General features: G+C 31.8%; 20 protein-coding genes. 10 read left to right on the forward strand and 10 right to left on the reverse strand.

The annotated features are described in order from the left end of the window. Positions 1–177 precede the first annotated feature (177 nt). The 10 genes from CIGNP109_RS02380 (at position 178) to CIGNP109_RS02425 (ending at position 8,278) form a co-directional block, all read left to right on the forward strand. Complete coding sequence (locus tag CIGNP109_RS02380) at positions 178–1,236, forward strand: quinone-dependent dihydroorotate dehydrogenase (protein ID WP_086228055.1); 1,059 nt, start codon at positions 178–180, stop codon at positions 1,234–1,236. Then, positions 1,237–2,484, forward strand: a complete 1,248-nt coding sequence (locus tag CIGNP109_RS02385; RefSeq protein WP_086228056.1) for a M16 family metallopeptidase — start codon at positions 1,237–1,239, stop codon at positions 2,482–2,484. It begins immediately after the preceding gene. Continuing rightward, positions 2,481–3,374, forward strand: a complete 894-nt coding sequence (gene dapA, locus CIGNP109_RS02390; RefSeq protein WP_086228057.1) for a 4-hydroxy-tetrahydrodipicolinate synthase — start codon at positions 2,481–2,483, stop codon at positions 3,372–3,374. Before CIGNP109_RS02385 ends, dapA begins: the two co-directional genes overlap by 4 nt. After that, positions 3,374–4,162, forward strand: a complete 789-nt coding sequence (locus CIGNP109_RS02395) for an enoyl-ACP reductase (RefSeq protein WP_086224594.1) — start codon at positions 3,374–3,376, stop codon at positions 4,160–4,162. The genes dapA and CIGNP109_RS02395 overlap by 1 nt, the downstream gene beginning before the upstream one ends. After that, a complete protein-coding gene (pgsA, locus tag CIGNP109_RS02400; protein ID WP_236846216.1) occupies positions 4,162–4,701 on the forward strand; it encodes a CDP-diacylglycerol--glycerol-3-phosphate 3-phosphatidyltransferase in 540 nt (179 codons plus the stop codon). Before CIGNP109_RS02395 ends, pgsA begins: the two co-directional genes overlap by 1 nt. Before the next feature lie 123 nt (positions 4,702–4,824). Beyond that, the gene (locus CIGNP109_RS02405) at positions 4,825–5,574 is read left to right on the forward strand and encodes a transporter substrate-binding domain-containing protein (RefSeq protein WP_086228059.1); all 750 of its coding nucleotides are present in this window, start codon (positions 4,825–4,827) and stop codon (positions 5,572–5,574) included. Then, positions 5,567–6,229 (forward strand): amino acid ABC transporter permease, encoded by a 663-nt coding sequence (locus CIGNP109_RS02410; RefSeq protein WP_293652035.1) that lies wholly within the window; start codon positions 5,567–5,569, stop codon positions 6,227–6,229. Before CIGNP109_RS02405 ends, CIGNP109_RS02410 begins: the two co-directional genes overlap by 8 nt. A gap of 9 nt (positions 6,230–6,238) precedes the next feature. Continuing rightward, complete coding sequence (locus CIGNP109_RS02415; protein ID WP_086228060.1) at positions 6,239–6,982, forward strand: amino acid ABC transporter ATP-binding protein; 744 nt, start codon at positions 6,239–6,241, stop codon at positions 6,980–6,982. Next, on the forward strand, positions 6,982–7,857 hold the full coding sequence (gene rarD, locus CIGNP109_RS02420) for an EamA family transporter RarD (RefSeq protein WP_086228061.1): 876 nt from the start codon (positions 6,982–6,984) through the stop codon (positions 7,855–7,857). Before CIGNP109_RS02415 ends, rarD begins: the two co-directional genes overlap by 1 nt. Continuing rightward, complete coding sequence (locus tag CIGNP109_RS02425) at positions 7,844–8,278, forward strand: hypothetical protein (RefSeq protein WP_086228062.1); 435 nt, start codon at positions 7,844–7,846, stop codon at positions 8,276–8,278. The genes rarD and CIGNP109_RS02425 overlap by 14 nt, the downstream gene beginning before the upstream one ends. Here CIGNP109_RS02425 and CIGNP109_RS02430 read toward each other — a convergent pair. From CIGNP109_RS02430 to CIGNP109_RS02475, 10 genes are all read right to left on the reverse strand, one after another. Continuing rightward, entirely contained in the window at positions 8,275–9,333 is a 1,059-nt protein-coding gene (locus CIGNP109_RS02430; RefSeq protein WP_086224600.1) for a glycoside hydrolase family 3 N-terminal domain-containing protein, read from the reverse strand. The genes CIGNP109_RS02425 and CIGNP109_RS02430 overlap by 4 nt on opposite strands. Further along, positions 9,330–10,220, reverse strand: a complete 891-nt coding sequence (locus CIGNP109_RS02435; protein WP_086228063.1) for an NAD(P)H-dependent glycerol-3-phosphate dehydrogenase — start codon at positions 10,218–10,220, stop codon at positions 9,330–9,332. The genes CIGNP109_RS02430 and CIGNP109_RS02435 overlap by 4 nt, the downstream gene beginning before the upstream one ends. Before the next feature lie 162 nt (positions 10,221–10,382). Then, positions 10,383–11,804, reverse strand: a complete 1,422-nt coding sequence (gene gatB / locus CIGNP109_RS02440) for an Asp-tRNA(Asn)/Glu-tRNA(Gln) amidotransferase subunit GatB (RefSeq protein ID WP_086228064.1) — start codon at positions 11,802–11,804, stop codon at positions 10,383–10,385. Positions 11,805–11,871: 67 nt separating this feature from the next. Continuing rightward, positions 11,872–12,408, reverse strand: coding sequence for a thiamine phosphate synthase (locus CIGNP109_RS02445; protein WP_086226947.1), 537 nt, complete (start codon positions 12,406–12,408; stop codon positions 11,872–11,874). Between the two features lie 179 nt (positions 12,409–12,587). Further along, the gene (locus tag CIGNP109_RS02450; RefSeq protein ID WP_086224605.1) at positions 12,588–13,268 is read right to left on the reverse strand and encodes a F0F1 ATP synthase subunit A; all 681 of its coding nucleotides are present in this window, start codon (positions 13,266–13,268) and stop codon (positions 12,588–12,590) included. Positions 13,269–13,374: 106 nt separating this feature from the next. Then, positions 13,375–14,136: a TSUP family transporter gene (locus tag CIGNP109_RS02455; protein WP_086228065.1), complete on the reverse strand. Its 762-nt coding sequence runs from the start codon at positions 14,134–14,136 to the stop codon at positions 13,375–13,377. Positions 14,137–14,144: 8 nt separating this feature from the next. Continuing rightward, entirely contained in the window at positions 14,145–15,581 is a 1,437-nt protein-coding gene (locus CIGNP109_RS02460) for a potassium/proton antiporter (protein ID WP_086228066.1), read from the reverse strand. Between the two features lie 2 nt (positions 15,582–15,583). Continuing rightward, positions 15,584–17,251: a cation:proton antiporter gene (locus tag CIGNP109_RS02465; protein ID WP_086228067.1), complete on the reverse strand. Its 1,668-nt coding sequence runs from the start codon at positions 17,249–17,251 to the stop codon at positions 15,584–15,586. A 5-nt stretch (positions 17,252–17,256) separates the two neighbouring features. Further along, positions 17,257–17,616: a heat shock protein transcriptional repressor HspR gene (locus tag CIGNP109_RS02470; RefSeq protein ID WP_086224609.1), complete on the reverse strand. Its 360-nt coding sequence runs from the start codon at positions 17,614–17,616 to the stop codon at positions 17,257–17,259. Between the two features lie 10 nt (positions 17,617–17,626). Continuing rightward, positions 17,627–18,514 carry a DnaJ C-terminal domain-containing protein gene (locus CIGNP109_RS02475; protein ID WP_086228068.1) on the reverse strand — a complete coding sequence of 296 codons (888 nt, stop codon included), beginning with the start codon at positions 18,512–18,514 and terminating at the stop codon, positions 17,627–17,629. Positions 18,515–18,555 lie beyond the last annotated feature (41 nt).

Consider the following 18,555-nt stretch of genomic DNA (forward strand, 5'->3'; position numbering starts at 1 on the left):
TATAGCCCAAGCATTTTCATAAAAATTTTGCCATTTTTTCTCTTGATATGCCACTTTTACTCCTTAAATTTATAAAATATTATATCTATAAATTACCCAAAATATCATTAAATTTCTTATTAATTATAAGCAAATTTAAGCAAATTTTAGCTAAAATAGCAGATTTAAAGGAAAATTATGGACTATAGCGATATTAAAAAAATTTTTTTTAAACTAAACCCAGAAAATGCCCATAAAATAGCTGAATTTGGAATGAAATTATCTGTAAAAATTCCATTTGTTAGTGACTATTTGGTGGATAATTTCTGTTTTATTGACACTAAGCTATCACAAAATATTTTTGGAATTAATTTTTTAAATCCAGTTGGACTCGCCGGTGGATTTGATAAAAATGCTACAATGATTACACCGCTATCTGCGATGGGGTTTGGATTTTTAGAGTATGGCACTCTTACACCAAAACCTCAAGATGGAAATCCAAAACCAAGGCTATTTCGCTTAATAGAAGAAAAAAGTATACAAAATGCCATGGGATTTAATAACGATGGCTTAGATAAAATTAAAGCTAGAGTCTCAAAGGTATATCCTTTTAGTATCCCTCTTATTGCTAATATTGGCAAAAATAAGATTACGCCAAATGATATGGCTATTAAAGATTATGAAATTTTGGTTAAAGGGCTTGATAGTTGTTGTGATGCATTTGTAATCAACATCAGCTCACCAAATACTCCAAATTTGAGAGATTTACAAAGCGAGTCTTTTATAAATGAACTATTTGCTGCTTTAAGTAGCTTAACCAAAAAATCTCTAATTTTAAAAATAGCTCCAGATATGAGTATAGACTCAGCTATATCTCTTTGTTCTACAGCTGCAAATGTTGGATTTAAAGGGTTAATTATCAATAATACTAGCGTGGATTACTCTCTTACACCAAAGGCAAAAGATTTTGGCGGTATCAGCGGTCAGCTTATTAAAAACAAGAGCAAAGAGCTATTTAAAGAGGTTGCTAAAGAGCTTTATGGTAAAGCAGTATTAATTAGCTGTGGTGGAATTGATAATGGTCAAGATGCATATGAGCGTATCAAAATGGGTGCAAGCTTAGTACAAATATATACTAGTTTTATCTATGAAGGTCCAAGTATTTGTAAAAATATCAATAGTCAAATATTAAATTTAGCCTTAAGCGAGGGATATGAAAATATTTCTCAAGCAGTTGGCGCTAATCTAAGGAGATAAATGCTACCAAAATTTAGCAAAATTACCCTTGAAAATGGGTTTGAGATCTATCATACCCCTTTAAATTTAGGTTCAAATGTTATTAGCATAGATCTTTATTATAAAGTTGGCTCTAGAAACGAAACAATGGGTAAGAGCGGAATCGCACATATGTTAGAACATCTAAATTTTAAAAGTACAGACAATAGAAAAGCTGGTGAATTTGACTCCATTGTAAAGGGTTTTGGCGGAGTAAATAATGCTAGTACTGGTTTTGATTTTACTCACTATTTTATCAAATGTTCGAGTCAAAATCTTGATACATCGCTAGAACTTTATGCTGATATAATGGCAAATTTAAGCCTTAAAGAAGATGAATTTTTACCTGAGCGAGATGTTGTTTTAGAAGAGCGCAGATGGAGAACGGACAATAATCCAACTGGAATACTATATTTTAGACTATTTAATCACGCTTTTATATATCATCCTTATCACTGGACACCAATTGGATTTATTAAAGATATTGAAAATTGGAATATTGCTGATATTAAAGAGTTTTGGTCTAAATTTTATCAACCAAAAAATGCATTTTTAATGATTACTGGAGATATTGACGAGAATACTGCATTTGAACTTGGCAAAAAACACTTTGAAGGTATAGCAAACCGCTGCGAAATACCTACTATGCACTGCATAGAGCCTGAACAAAACGGAGAAAAGTCTTTAATAATTCACAAACAAAGTGATGTAGAGATGATAGCTATCGCTTATAAAATACCGCCATTTAATCATCCAGACCAGACTGCATTAAGTGCAATTGGCGAATATCTTAGCAGCGGTAAAAGCTCATTATTTGAAAGAGTTTTAATAGATAAATTAAATTTAGTAAATCAAATTTATGCTTATCCTATGGAAAGCATTGATGAAAATTTATTTATAATAATCGCTATTTGCAATCCAGGTATAAAAGCCAAACTAGTTAAAAAAGAGATCTTAAAGCTGATAAAAAAACTAAAAAATAGTGATATAGATACTGATGAGCTAACTAAAATTAAAAATTGCCTAAAGAGCAATTTTATCTACTCATTAAGTAGCGCAAGCAAGCTTGCAAGTCTGTATGGAAGCTATATAGCAAGAGGCGATATAGAGCCACTTTGGCAACTCTCAGATAGAACAAATGCACTTACAACACAAGATATCAAAGAGTGTGCTAATAGGTATTTTAACAAAGATAAATCCACTACAATTATATTAAAAGGAATCAAATGAAAAAAAGTATTTATGGAGCGATGACAGCTCTAGTAACACCTTTTAAAAATGGTAAAATAGATGAAGATGGTTATGAAAAACTTATTAAAAGACAGATAAAAAATGGAATTGATGCAGTTGTACCTGTAGGTACTACTGGAGAGAGTGCTACTTTGACACATGATGAACACAGAATTTGTATTGAGATAGCTGTAAATGCGTGTAAAAATAGCGATGTAAAAGTATTAGCGGGTGCTGGAAGTAATGCTACTCACGAGGCTATAGGTTTGGCTGAATTTGCTCAAAATTGTGGCGCAGACGGAATCTTATCAGTAGCACCATACTATAATAAACCAACTCAAGAAGGATTATATCAACACTACAAAGCTATATCCAAATCAGTAGATATACCTATCTTGCTGTACAATGTCCCATCTAGAACTGGGTGTGATATCCTGCCAGAGACAATTATAAGGCTATTTAATGATTGCGATAATATCTATGGAGTTAAAGAAGCAAGTGGCAATATAGAAAGATGTGTTGATATTTTAGCTCATGAACCAAAGATATATTTATTAAGCGGTGATGATGCTATTAACTATCCAGTTTTAAGCAATGGAGGAAAAGGCGTTATATCAGTTACATCAAATCTCTTACCAGATCAAACTTCAGCTCTTACTCACTATGCTATGCAAAATGAGTTTCTAAAAGCAAAAGAGATTAATGATAAACTATATAATATAAATAAAGTTCTATTTTGCGAGTCAAATCCAATACCTATTAAAGCTGCTATGTATATTGCTGGTTTAATAGATAGCTTAGAATATAGATTACCACTTGTAGCTCCAAGCAGTGAGAATCTCAAAAAGATAGAATCAATAATGAAAACTTACGATATAAAAGGATTTTAATGAACTGTTATCATGAAGAATTTAAAGGCAAAACCCTAGTTATTAGTGGTGGTACAAGAGGAATTGGTAGAGCAATTGTACTTGAATTTGCAAAATATGGTGCAAATATTGCATTTACCTATAACTCTAATGAAGAGATGGCTAAAAATCAAGCATTAGAATTAGAAAAAGAATTTGGCATCAAAGCTAGAGCATATCCTTTAAATATTCTTGAACCTGAAACTTATAAAGAGCTATTTTTAGAGATAGATAAAGATTTTGATAGAGTCGATTTTTTTGTATCAAATGCAATTATTTCAGGACGCGCAGTAGCTGGTGGATATACTAAATTTATGAAGCTAAAACCTCGTGGAATAAACAATATCTTTACAGCTACCGTTAATGCCTTTGTAGTAGGCTCTCAAGAGGCAGCCAAAAGGATGGAAAAGGTAGGCGGTGGTAGCATAGTTAGCTTAAGCTCAACTGGAAACCTAGTCTATATAGAACACTATAGCGGTCACGGCACAGCAAAAGCTGCAGTGGAGGCTATGGCAAGATACGCAGCTACTGAGCTTGGCGAGAAAAACATCAGAGTAAATGTAGTAAGTGGTGGGCCAATAGAAACTGATGCTTTAAGAGCATTTACAAATTATGAAGAAGTAAGAGATGCTACAGCATCATTAAGTCCTTTAGGTCGCATGGGACAACCAACTGATCTTGCTGGTGCTTGTTTATTTCTATGCAGCTCAAAAGCTAGCTGGGTAACAGGCCATACATTTATAATAGATGGTGGCACTACTTTTAAATGATAAATTTACCAAATTCTCTAGCTATATTTCGTATACTCTTAGCTCCACTTATGTTTTTTTTGCTTTTATGTATTAAGGGCAATGGAAATGCTATAGAGATTAGTTGGCTTAATTACTTTTGTGCTTTAACATTTGTAGTAGCTAGCATTACTGATTTTTTTGATGGGTATATAGCTAGAAGCTGGAATCAAAAGACAAAACTAGGTGCAATCTTAGATCCGCTTGCCGATAAAATGTTGATTTTAGCAGCATTTTTAGGTTTAATGATAATAGATAGAGCTGATGCATGGGCAGTATATATAATTCTTGTTAGAGAGTTTTTCATTACTGGATTTCGAGTTGTAATGGCTAGTGAAAATATAGATATAAGTGCATCCATAGCTGGCAAGATTAAAACAATAATGCAGATGGTAGCTATTGGATTTTTATCTATGCAATGGTGGGGTGGTGAAATTTTACTTTGGATTTCTGTTATTCTTACCTTATATTCGGGATATGAATATATACATGCTTATATTAAAAATATTAAAAATATATAATTTTACTATATATATTTTTTAAATAACTATAATATAGCCTTTATCTAAAATATATAATTTTTATAATTTATTTATATATTTTAGATAATATTATGAAATTTTAAATAAATTTGAGGAGTAAATATGAAAAAGTTAATATCTTTTTTATTCATTAGTCTTTTAATGATTGGTTGTTCTTCTAATAATACCAACAAAGATAAATTAAGAGTCGCAACAGAAGGAACATATAATCCATTTTCATATCATGATGCAAGTGGCAAACTAGTCGGATATGATGTAGAAGTAATCACTGAAGCAGCCAAAAGAGCTGGATTTGATATTGAATTTCATGAGACAAATTGGGATGCGATATTTTCTGGATTAAACTCAAATCGCTTTGATATGATAGCTAATCAAATTAGCGATGCTGACCCTAAAAGAGCCGAGCTTTATACTCTTAGTGCGCCATATATTGTAACTTCAGCTGCCATAGCAGTAAGAGCTGATGATAATAGCATCAACTCACTAAGCGATATTAAAGGCAAAAACATAGCTCAAGCTATGGGAAGCAACTACTATGAAACTGCTATCAAAAATGGAGCAAATATAATCTTAGTTGATGGCTTAGCACCCGCCATTAAAGCTGTAAGCCAAGGTAGAGCTGACGCTACTATGAATGATAAATTAGCGATTTTAAACTACTTAAAAACAACTGGCGATAAAAATATTAAAATCGCATTTGATACAGGCGATGGCACTAGAAGTGTCTTTTTGTTTAAAAAAGAGCTAACAGAACAAAGAGATAGAATCAACAAAGCCTTAGAATCTATGAAAAAAGATGGCACCCTAAAACAAATTTCAGAAAAATATTTTGGAATAGATGTTAGTGAGTAATTATATTGAGGCATTTTTGCCTATGATTAAGGGGGCTATTTTATATACAATCCCCCTTAGTATTATATCTTTTATTTGTGGTATTGCAATAGGTGTTATTGTAGCGCTTATCCGTATCAATCACAGCAAAAATCCACTATCAAATTTAGCTAAGGCTATTTGTCAGTTCTACATCTCTATAATTCGTGGAACACCTCTACTTGTACAGCTTTTTATAATATTTTATGGTTTGCCAAATATTGGCATAACGCTAGATCCATTCATTAGCGCAATTATTGCTTTTAGTCTTAGTATTGGCGCATATAGCAGTGAAACTATTAGAGCTAGTATTTTAGCTGTACCAAAGGGACAATGGGAAGCTGGATGGAGTATAGGACTAACTAATAGTGATACTTTTATTAAAATTATTGCTCCACAAGCACTTAAAATTGCTCTACCAACCCTATCAAATACATTTATTGCGTTAGTTAAAGATACATCACTAGCATCAGTAGTATTAGTAGCTGAACTATTTCGTCAAGCTCAAACTATCGCCTCTCAAAATTATGAATTTCTAAGAGTCTATTCGCAAGCTGCTCTTATATACTGGATTATTTGTATAGGTCTTGGATATTTACAAACCCACCTTGAGGCAAAATTTAGCAAGCATCTATAAGAGGAAAATATGCTACAAATAAGAGATATAAATAAAAAAATCGGCTCTCATACCATATTATCAAATATTAGTTTTGATATTAAAAAAGGTGAGATAATTGCAATTATCGGGCCAAGCGGAAGTGGCAAGACTACGCTTCTTCGTTCATTAAACTATCTAGAGATACCAGATAGTGGAATTTTAGAATTTAGCGATGGTTCATTAAAAATTGATTTTAAATCCCATCCAAGCAAACAAGAAATTTTAAATTTAAGACGCAAAATGGGAATGGTATTTCAATCTTATAATCTTTTTGCTCATCTAAATGCTACGCAAAATATTACTCAAGGGCTAATCAGTGTCCAAAAAATGCCAAAAGAAAAAGCCATTGAGATTGCTTTAAATTTACTAAATAAATTTGGCCTCAAAGATAGAGCAAATGCCTATCCTAGCTCTTTAAGCGGAGGACAACAACAGCGTGTAGCAATTGCTAGAGCTGTTGCTTTAAAACCAAATATTTTATTGCTTGATGAGCCTACAAGCGCACTTGATAAAGAACTAGTAAGCGAAGTTTTATCCACGCTTAAAATGCTAGCAAATGAACACCAAACTATGATCTTAGTCACTCATGAGCTTAAATTTGCCAAGGATATCGCTGATAAGATTATATTTTTAGAAGATGGCAAAATAGTTACTATTGAATCCCCAAAAGAGTTTTTTAGTTCGCAAAACAATCCAAGAATTCTCAAATTTATAGGTGATCTAAATTACTAATGCAAGCAACACAAAAAGGATTTATCTTAGCTTTAGCTACATTTATTATGTGGGGTGTATTCCCGATATTTTTTAAATTCATTGAAGGAATTGCAGCTACTGAGGTTTTAGCTCATAGGATTATATGGTCAGCTTTAATTTTGCTAGCTATACTTATAATTACAAAAAGATTAAACAGCGTCAAAAGAATAGCAAAAATCAAAAAAGTTACTCTAACCTTAGCCATTACAGGTGCATTAATTGCTAGTAATTGGGGAGTATTTATCTATGCAATCAACCAAAATGAAATTTTAGCCACCAGCCTTGGATACTTTATAAATCCTCTTTTTTCCATACTTCTTGGTGCGATCATATTAAAAGAAGAGTTAAGTCCTGCTTTAAAACTCTCAATTTTTATCGTATTTATTGCTATTGGAGTTCAAATTTATGCCATTGGCAATCTACCGCTAATATCTATTATACTGCCATTATCATTTGCGTTATATGGACTTTTGCGAAAAAGACTTGGGGTTAGAACTTTTGAGGGGTTATTTATAGAAACTATCATTTTAACACCATTTGCTCTATTTTATTTGCTATATCTAGCTATAAATAATAGCAGCGAATTTGGGATAAATTTCAATGGAATTATGCTATTTTTAAGCGGATTTGTAACTATACTACCACTACTTACATTTAATGCTAGCACCAAATATCTTAAACTATCTACAATTGGATTTTTGCAATACATAAGCCCAACTTTAAGTATGATTATTGCAGTTTTTATATATAATGAGACTTTAGATTTTTATAAAATTATTAGCTTTGCACTCATATGGATTAGTCTTGCAATTGCTACAATTTCAAATTTAAGGAGAAAAAATGGCACAAAATGATTTAATTATAATGGCAGTTGCTGTATTAATTGTAGGAGTAATACTCTATAAACAGATAAATAAAGTAACACAAAATATCACAAATGATGATGAAAATCCAAATTTAGTCTATTCTAAATTTTGTGATGCGATAGACAATCAAATAGATATATTGCGTCAAAATATCCAAGAAGATATGATATTAGAACCTAATAAAAAAGATGAAATACTAGAAGCTTTAAGCGATTTTAGTAAAGAACTTGTATTTATTGAGTCTTTAAATTCAAAAGATAGCACCCAATGGCAAAGCAAACTTTTTGCTCTTCTTAGCAGACTTGATAGTTTTGTAGAGTCTAATTTTATAAACGGAGAACAGCTTGCTAGAAGCATTAAAGAGAATTTAAGAGATGAGTTTAACAGACTTGGGCTAGATAGAGATTAGAATCTAGCCTTCTGAGCAATTATACGATTATACGCATCAATAATTCTAGCAATCTCTATTTTACCACTTTTAACAGAGTTAAAAATTGCATCATTTAAAGCTTTTATAGAGTTGGTTTTATTATAAAAATACTCACTTACTAGCAATATATCTACTCCAGCATTTACTGCCTTTATAGCATTTTGCTCAAGTGTTCCTCCAAGTGCTTTCATTAACATATCATCGCTTATTACAACGCCTTCATAATTTAAGCTATCTTTTAGTAAATTTGTAACTATTTGGCGTGAGAGCGTAGCTGGATTTACATCATCGATTGTCGGGATTATCATATGGCCAACCATTATAAATTTAGCTTTTTTACGCTTAATTAATTCATAATACGGCCTAATCTCATCAAAATCAAAACTATCTACTATAGTGCTAATCTTATGCGTATCAGATGAGGCATTGCCATGACCTGGAAAATGCTTTAACACACTAGCAACGCCTACATTATCAAAAGCTGATATAAACTCACTAGCATATGCAGTTACTTCACCTGCATCCTTGCTAAATGCTCTTTGTCTTTGACCAATTATAGGTGATATATCATTATGAAGATCAACTACTGGAGCAAAATTCATATTTATTCCAAGATTTTTAAGCTGAGTTGCCATATTGGTATATAGCTTATTAGCACTATTTAAATCTAACTCACTACCAACCTTATAAGCTGATGGAAAATGCTCAAAATCACTAAATTTATTAAATCTACTAATTTGCCCGCCTTCTTCATCGATAGCTATAAAAAGAGGATATTTAGAACTGGCGGAATTTAAATATTTGGTTAAATTTTTTAACCCCTGTTTGCTGCTAATATTTCTAGCTAGTATCATTACTCCACCGATTCTACCATTTTTAATATCAAGATGGAGCTGCTTAACCCACTCATCACTAGAACTGTTTCCAGTAAATCCCACCATCACCATCTGACCGATCATATTTCTTAACTCTTTATCACTTGGTGTGCCAAAGAGTGAAATAGTAAAAATAAATAGCAAAATAATCTTTTTCATCGTCGTTTTAATAAATCCTTTAATGCCTCTTTGGCGTCTTTGCCACCTAGCATATCAACTACTTGACTAGCAATTGGAGTGTAAATCGCTTTTTGCTGAGCAATTTTAGTAATTGCATATGCTGTAGCTACACCTTCAGCCACCTCTCCAATTTGAGCTAAAATCTCATCAAGACTAAATCCACTAGCTAACCCAAGACCAACTCTATAATTTCTAGATAATTCACTACTTGCAGTTAAAAATAGATCCCCTGCTCCACTAAGACCTAAAAATGTATCACTCTTAGCACCAAAATGCTCACCAAATCTAGCCATCTCTACTAATCCTCTAGATATCAAACTGGCTCTAGCATTTTGTCCAAGACCAAGACCAGCACATACACCGCCAGCTATAGCGATCACATTCTTATATGCGCCACAAATCTCAGCTCCTATAACATCGTAGCTAATATATGGCTTAATAAAACTTGGAAAAGTGCTAGCCCAAATTTGAGCTAACTCATCATTTTTGCTGCTTATCACTAAAGCACACGGCAATCCTTGTATAACCTCACTTGCAAAGCTAGGACCGCTTAAAAATGCCAAATTTTCACTTGGAGCAAATTTAGAATAGATCTCATGTAAAAACTCTCCACTAATCGTATCTATACCTTTAGAAGCTACTAATATTTTTTGATTCTTTGCTTTAAAATTTGAGCGTAAAAACTCATGTGTTTTTTGAGTTGATATACTAAAGAGCAAATAGTCGCACTCTAGCGCCTTATCCAACTCTACAAAACCTTCAATATCACGCTTTGTTCGAGATGAGATAATGCAATCATTATTTATTTTAAGTGCTGAGTATAAAGCCTGCCCCCATTTTCCAGCACCGATTACTGCTATTTTCATATCTTGCTATCCATAGTTTTATATCGCTACTAATACTTACTAACAAAATCTCTATAAGATTAAATTTAATTTTTCAAAATAAAAAACATAATTTTATAAATAAAAATCTTGCTATATATTAATAAATTTAATCTTATGAAAATTGCTAATAAACCAATAATGCTACCCTAATTTCGTTTTTAATAACTCATTTACTTTGGCTGGATTAAATGCACCCTTGCCCTCTTTCATAACTTGACCAACAAAGAAACCAAATAATTTATCTTTACCGCTCTTATACTCAGCTACTTTATCTTCATTTGTAGCTAATACTGTATCAATGATAGATAATATAGCTGAATCATCACTTACTTGTTTTAGGCCTAGACGATCAATCACACTATCTATATCTTCATCACTTTCTATTATTGCATCTAAGACATCTTTAGCAGCTTTTTGTGATATGGTGCCATCTTCTATTCTGTTTAATAGAGTTGAGAGTTTTGCACTATTAACTGGACTTGTCTCTATAGTTATACCATTTTTTAATCTACCTAAAAGCTCTACAGTAAGCCAAGTCACGCATAGTTTTGGTGAGTTTGTGCCAGCTATTAGATCTTCAAAATATTTTGCCATCTCATAGCTGCTAATTATCACATCAGCATCGCTCTCTTTTATTCCAAATTCACTTATATATCTAGCTCTTTTTTCATCTGGTAACTCAGGTAAAATACTAGCTTCTTCCATAAGCTCATCAGGAATAATAACTGGTAATAAATCAGGATCTGGAAAATAGCGATACTCTGCACTATCTTCTTTACTTCTCATTGGTTTAGTTATTAATTTTGTCGTATCAAATAGTCTAGTTTCTTGAACAACCTCACTATCATATCTGCCATCCTCCCAAGCTTCACACTGACGCTCTACCTCATACTCAATAGCTTTTTGAATAAATCTAAATGAATTTAAATTTTTAATTTCAACTCTTGTATATAGCTTTTCATCACCTTTTGGTCTAATGCTAACATTTACATCGCATCTAAAAGAGCCTTCTTGCATATTAGCATCGCTAATATTTAAAAATCTTAAAATACTATGAAGTTTTTTAAGATACGCTACTGCCTCATCACTACTTCTAATATCTGGTTCGCTTACGATCTCTAAAAGCGGAGTTCCAGCACGATTTAGATCTACAAGACTAGATTTACTCTCATGGCTATTTTTGCCAGCATCTTCTTCTAAATGCGCTCTAGTAATACCAATTCTTTTACTTTTATCGCCAACTTTAATAATTAGCTCACCATTTTCTACAATTGGAATAGTAAATTGAGATATCTGATAGGCTTTAGGTAGATCTGGATAGAAGTAGTTTTTGCGGTCAAAAACACTCTTTTTATTTACGGTTGCATTTATTGCTTTACCAAAGCTAATTGCTTTTTTTACTGCTTGAGAATTTAACACCGGCAATGCCCCAGGAAGAGCTAAGCATGTTGGACAAACATGAGTATTTGGCTCCTCTCCAAAACTAGTTGAACATCCACAAAATATCTTAGTTTTTGTATTTAACTGACAATGTACTTCTAATCCTATAACTGTTTCAAACATAAATTTAGCCTTTTGATATTGATAAAATAATATATTTTAGCACAAAAAAAATTAAATATTAATAAGGTTAATCTAGCGTAAAATAGCGAATTGATGCAAATCCAGCCACACCGCACTTCATCACAGCACAAATTTGCTCAGCACTCATTATCCCGCCAAGAGCAATAACCTTAAATTTTGATATTTTTATAGCTTCTTTTAATCCTTCTAAGCCTTTTGGTTTGCCCTTATTTGGAGTTGCAAAAATTGGACTAAATGTAATAAAATCGGCTCCATATTGATTGGCCAATTCTATCTCTTTAATATTATGAGTGCTAGCAATTTTGATTAAATTTGGCGGAGTTTCCTTTAATAAATGAATAAAATTTGAACTAAAATGAATACCGTCAAAGCCAAGTTTGCAAGCCAAATCGATATCATTTTGAAGTAAAAATTTTATATTATGAGATTTAAATTTAATAAATTCTTGAGCTGTTTTATCATAGTTATTAGAGTTTTTATCTCTAAAAAGTAGCATGTTAGCCTCTTTTAATCTAATAAAATTATTAAAAGCATAATCCAAATTTGAATAAAATTTGGGGTCGCTAATTGCATACTTGATCACTATTTAAAATCCTTAATAACAGATATGATATCAAAGCTAAAATAAGACCGAAACTAGCCCCAATTAAACCACTAAGAAAAAGTCCTAAAAAATAAAAATGATAGATACAACATAGTGCGCCGACAATAGCAACTGCCCACGACGCACCTAGAATAAAATTTAAAATATATACCAAAAAATTAATGCTCTTCAGAAACTACCACAGCACCAGCTAAATAAACATATGTTAAAATCATAAAGATAAATGTTTGTAGCAATGCCATAAATGTTAGTAATGCAAATGCTGGAAGTGGAGCAACCCACGGAGCAAGACTAAGAACAACCATCAAAAATAGATCATCACCTTTAATATTTCCAAAAAGCCTAAATGATAATGAAACTATACGAGATAAATGAGATACAATCTCGATAGGAAACATTAAAGGAGCAAGAAATTTATTTGGTCCCATAAAATGAGCAAAATATTTAATCACACCTTGAGTGCGAATACCTTCAAAGTTATAATATATAAACACACAAAGAGCCAAACAAAGAGTTAGATTCAAGCTAGAACTAGGAGCTTCAAAACCAGGAATAATACCAATTACATTACTTGTCAATACGATTAAACCAATTGTAGCTACTAGCGGTAGATACTTTCTAGCAAGCTCATCACTACCCATTACATCACGACCCATTGATACGATACCTTCTAAATATGCCTCAAGTAAATTTTGAGTACCACGAGGTACAAGCTGCATCGAGCTAGTAGCCATTTTAGCAACAATTAGTACTATAATCGCAACTAAAATAATGTGAAAAAGGTACGTAAAACTATGATCATTAACGATCAAATTTGAAAAGAGAAACAGATCTTTCATAGAAAAGCGCCTTTTGAAAAAATTTGCGGTAATTATATCTTAATTTAGATTAAGCACAAATTAAAAAATCAATTTAAATATCTATTTGGTTATTTTATTCTAAATTTTATTTAATAAATAAATCATAAATAATCTTAACAATAGTTAAACTTACCACAGTTAAAAAGATAATTTTTATAAATTTAATCTCTTTTTTTATGACCATATGCGATCCAAAATATGCTCCAATCATTTGGCCAAAACCCATAACTATTCCAAGTAGCCATAGAATTTGCCCACCTCCAATAAATACAGCTAAAGATACGATATTAGAAGTAAAATTTAATATTTTAGTATTTGCTACTGCGGTTTTTAAATTTAATCCCAATAAACTCACAAAAGCAAACATCCAAAACGACCCAGTCCCAGGTCCTATAAATCCATCATAAAATCCGATCACCAAACCAAAAATAGCATAAAATAAAGACTCATTAATTCTCTTTTGGCTATCTGATTCGCCAAGTTTTGGACTAAAAATCGTATATATCAAAATTGCTATTAAAAAGATCGGTATTAGATACTTTATCACACTAGCATCAATTAAAAGAATCGCCCAAGTACCAAGCACTGCCCCAATAAAAGTCCATATAATACCACGCCAAAGAGAGTTAAAATCCACCATTTTTTTATGAGTGAAGTTAGCTGCTGCTGTAAAGCTACCAAATGTAGCTTGTAATTTATTAGTTGCTAAGGCTATATGCTCTGGAATTCCAACTGAAATAAGCGCTGGAATAGTGATAAGCCCACCACCACCAGCGATAGCATCTACAAAACCACTAAAAAACGCCACACAAAACAACAGGACAAAAACCCAAATTTCTAACTCCATTTCAAATCCTATAATTCATAAATTCTAATAATCTTTTGATATCTTAACTCGCTATTGCACAAAATAAGCAAAATATCATTTTGCATAAATTCAAATGAACCACTAACCTTTATAAGCTCACCATTTCGTTTTGCTAAAACGATTAAAAAATCATCTGGCAAACCAAGCTCCGTTAAGTTTTTACCAATTACCTTTGATGATTCCCCTATTTTATACTGCTTTATGTCCGAATAAGATATTGGGCTGCTAGGCATATTTGGAATTGTAGTCTTAGATGGTTCGATAACTCCAAATATTTTTCCGCTTTTATTAAGCGTAGTGCCTTGAGTAAGCACAGATATTAATACCATAAAAAATATTATATTAAAGATTAATTGACCATTTTCTAGTTCAGCTGAGAGAGGATATGTAGCCAAAATAATAGGAACAACTCCTCTAAGGCCAACCCATGAGATAAAGCACTTCTCTTTTAAATTATATTTAGAAAATATAGTAGACATAAATACACTAATAGGTCTTGAAATAAACATAACAACAAGCGACATTAAAATACTAATCATAGCAACATGAGGTAGTTCGCTAGGAAAGACCAAAAGCCCAAGTGTAAGGAAGATAAATATCTGCATCATCCAAGCTATTCCATCAAAGAAACCAGTTAAATTCTTTTTATACAAAAACTCTTTTTTATTAGCGATAATTCCAGCTACATATACTGCAATATATCCATTACCACCAATCTTTTCTGTCAAACCAAAAAGCACAGCAACCAAAGCTATTAAAAGCACTGGATATAACCCCCAAGAGCCTAGCTTTACTCTATTTATAAGGCTTGGGATTATAATACCAAATACATAACCCATTGTACCACCAAGGATAAACTCAAGTATAAGCTTGATACTCATTGTGTATGGATCTATAACTGTAGTAGCTGTAAGAAGTCCAAGTAGAGTAATAGTTAAAAAGATAGCCATCGGATCATTACTGCCACTTTCAAACTCAAGTAGCGACGCAAGATTATTTTTAAGCTTAGTTGAACGCATAATAGAAAATACTGCTGCTGCATCAGTCGAGCTAATAATTGCACCAAATAGTAATGACTCAAGCATAGAAAAGCCAATTATATAATAAGCAAATACTCCAGTAATCACAGCTGAGATAACAACCCCAAAAGTTGCTAATACTATACCGCTTTTAAAAATAGGTTTTATTGATTTATAGTTGGTATTAAATCCACCAGAAAATAGTATATATATAAGCGCTATAGTTCCTACATTTTCAGCTATTTTAGCATTATCAAATTCAAGCCCTATAAGCCCATCGCTACCTGCTAGCATACCAATTGCTAAAAACATAAGCAGTGCTGGAACTCCATATTTATCAGATATTTTGCTAAATAAAACACTAAGGATAAATAATCCTCCAAATATAATCAACGAATTATCCATAATTATCCTTGATTTAAGTCATTATTTATTTTGCACTTTAAAGCCTTACTAATAATAGCTTTAGCCACAGCTTCTCTCTCTTTAATCAAATAAAAATGATCTCCAAAATCAGTATAAAGCCCCTTCTCAATAGTATCAGCAAATCTTATAATAGTATTTACATCATATCCTAGATTTTTTATAGAGTTTGCTATTAACTCTGATTTTTGTTCATTGCTAACAGCAATTATTGTAGCTATACAATTTTTAATATGAGCTTTTTCTAAAGTAGTTTTTTGAATAGCATTTCCATAATATACATTATCTCTACTATTCTTACCACGCTCTACTAAATTTAAATCATTTTCAAGTGCTATATATGAACAACCTTTAGCCTTTAATTGCCTTACTATTTCACGACCAAGCTTGCCATATCCACATACTACAAAATGGTTTTTATACTCTGGAATATCTATATTTACAAGCTCTTCTATCTCATCTTGTTCTTTTGTAGTTACAACTTCCTGCATTAGCTCATCTTGCTCTTCCATGCTATCAGCGATTTTGCTCACATTTTTTAAGATAAATGGAGTAAGAACCATAGATATAACTACTACAGCAGTTAAAATCTGCAATGTTTTATCATCAGCCATACCTTTTACAGATAATAATGTAAATATAGCTAAAGCAAACTCTCCAACTTGAGCTAAGCTTAGCGCTGCTTTTAATGCGACTTTTTTTCTAGTTAATATCATTAAGAATAGATAAATAATCAAAGCTTTAATTATTAAAACAGTAATCAAAACTAAAGCAATTATAAAAAGATTATTAGCAATTACATTAAAGTTTATCTGCATACCAACTGTTATAAAAAATAGACCCAAAAGAAGATCTCTAAAAGGTATAAGGTCTGTCTCAATCTGATGTTTATACTGCGTTTCAGCTATTAGCATACCAGCAATAAATGCTCCAAGTGAATAACTAAATCCAAAATAGTGTGCTAAAAAGCTAGAGCCAATAACCGTAAATAAAATAGTAGTTATAAATATCTCTTTTGAATTTGCACTCACTACTAAATATAAAACACGACTTAATATATACTTACCAATAAAATATAATATTACAATTAATATTACAGCACTAACCATAGATGTAAATATCAAAGAGCTTACAGCGCCATCTTCTACATTAAATATATCTATCATTAAAAGCAAAGGAATAACTGCTATATCTTGAAATAATAATATTCCAAGTACCTTGCGTCCATAACGCTTTGATATATGCCCATTATCATTTAATGTTTTTAAAACTATTGCTGTGGAACTAAGAGATAATGCAAAGCCTATAATAATAGCGCTTTTAATATCTACATCAAATATATAAACCGATAAAATGCTACATGCAAAGCCAGTAGCAAATACTTGAATAGGACCATATATAAATACATATTTTTTCATTGACATTAAATGCTTAATACTAAACTCAAGCCCAATAGTAAACATCAAAAATACAATCCCAAATTCAGCTACAAAACTTAAATCATGATTATTTTTTAGCCCAAAAAGCTGTGAAATCAAGATTCCTGTAGCAATATAACCTATAATAGTTGGGATTCCATATCTGCGAAATATAAGATTAAATAAAACAGCACAACCAGCTGTTATTACAAATATATATATAATATTATCCATTTTCTCTACTTTTTATCATTTACAAATATTAAATCAAAACTACTACCACGCTTGACTAGCGAACCTTTATTTTGTGTTTTTATATTTGCTCTTAACTCCTCTATTACAGCTTCATACTCTTCAAGTCTTTGTTTTAAGCGCAAAATCACATCAACACCTGCTAAATTTACACCTAAATCTCTAGTAAGTCTTAAAATCATCTTAATCCTATCAAGATCTTTTTCGCTATAAAGTCTCATCTTGCCTTCAGTTCTGCTAGGCTCTACTAATCCCTCTCTTTCATACTGTCTTAGAGTTTGGGGATGGATACTTAAAACCTTTGCTACTACGCTTATTAGATAGACCGGCTCTTCATAATCTCTCATACCATCTCCTTTATAGTTTGCTTTGCAACATATCTCTTAATTGTGGATCAATCCGCTCAATATCTGGTAAAATTATATTGGTAACTAAATACATATCGCCATAGATATTGCTTTTTCTATTTTTTACACCATAACCTTTTAATCTAATTTTTTGACCATTTTTAGTATTAGGCGGTATTTTGATTGATACATCTTTTTTAAATGTCTTTACATCAATTTTATCACCAAAAAGAGCAGTTTTAAGAGTTAAATCTAAATTTTTATATAGATCATCGCCATCTCTTTTATACTCCTTATCCTCTTCTATATTTACAGTAATAATTAGATCTCCTCTATGGTTTCCAGCACTTTTACCTTTATTTCTAGCCCGTAGCTTTTCACCGCTATTTAATCCAGCTGGAATTTTGATTTTAATCTTTTCACCATTTATACCAAACTCATAATCACCGCCATTTACAGCTAGTTCAAGTGAAATATTTATTCTAGCTTGAATATCTAAATTTTGCCCAAATCCTTGATCAAAACCATCAAATCCACCAAAACCTGCTGAACTAAATCCACTAAACCCTCTCTTAGATCGTCCTGCACCGCCAAAATTGCCAAAAAGTTGATTTAATATATCATTAAAATCAGCATTACCGCCAAAATTTTCTCTACTAAAATCATGAAAACTCTGCCCGCCAAACATACTATCGCCATATTGATCATACTGCTTACGCTTCGTTTCATCGCTTAAAATTTCATAAGCTGCATTAATCTCTTTAAATTTCTCTTCAGTCCCTGGGTCTTTATTGATATCGGGATGATACTGCCTAGCTAGCTTTCTATAGGCTTTTTTAATCTCATCGCTACTAGCATCTTTAGAGATTCCCAAAGTTTCATATAAACTATTACTCATTATAATTCTCCACTTATATTTTTTTATATAAATTATATCAT

Source organism: Campylobacter sp. P0109, from assembly GCF_002138755.1.
In the GTDB taxonomy this organism is placed as follows: domain Bacteria; phylum Campylobacterota; class Campylobacteria; order Campylobacterales; family Campylobacteraceae; genus Campylobacter; species Campylobacter devanensis.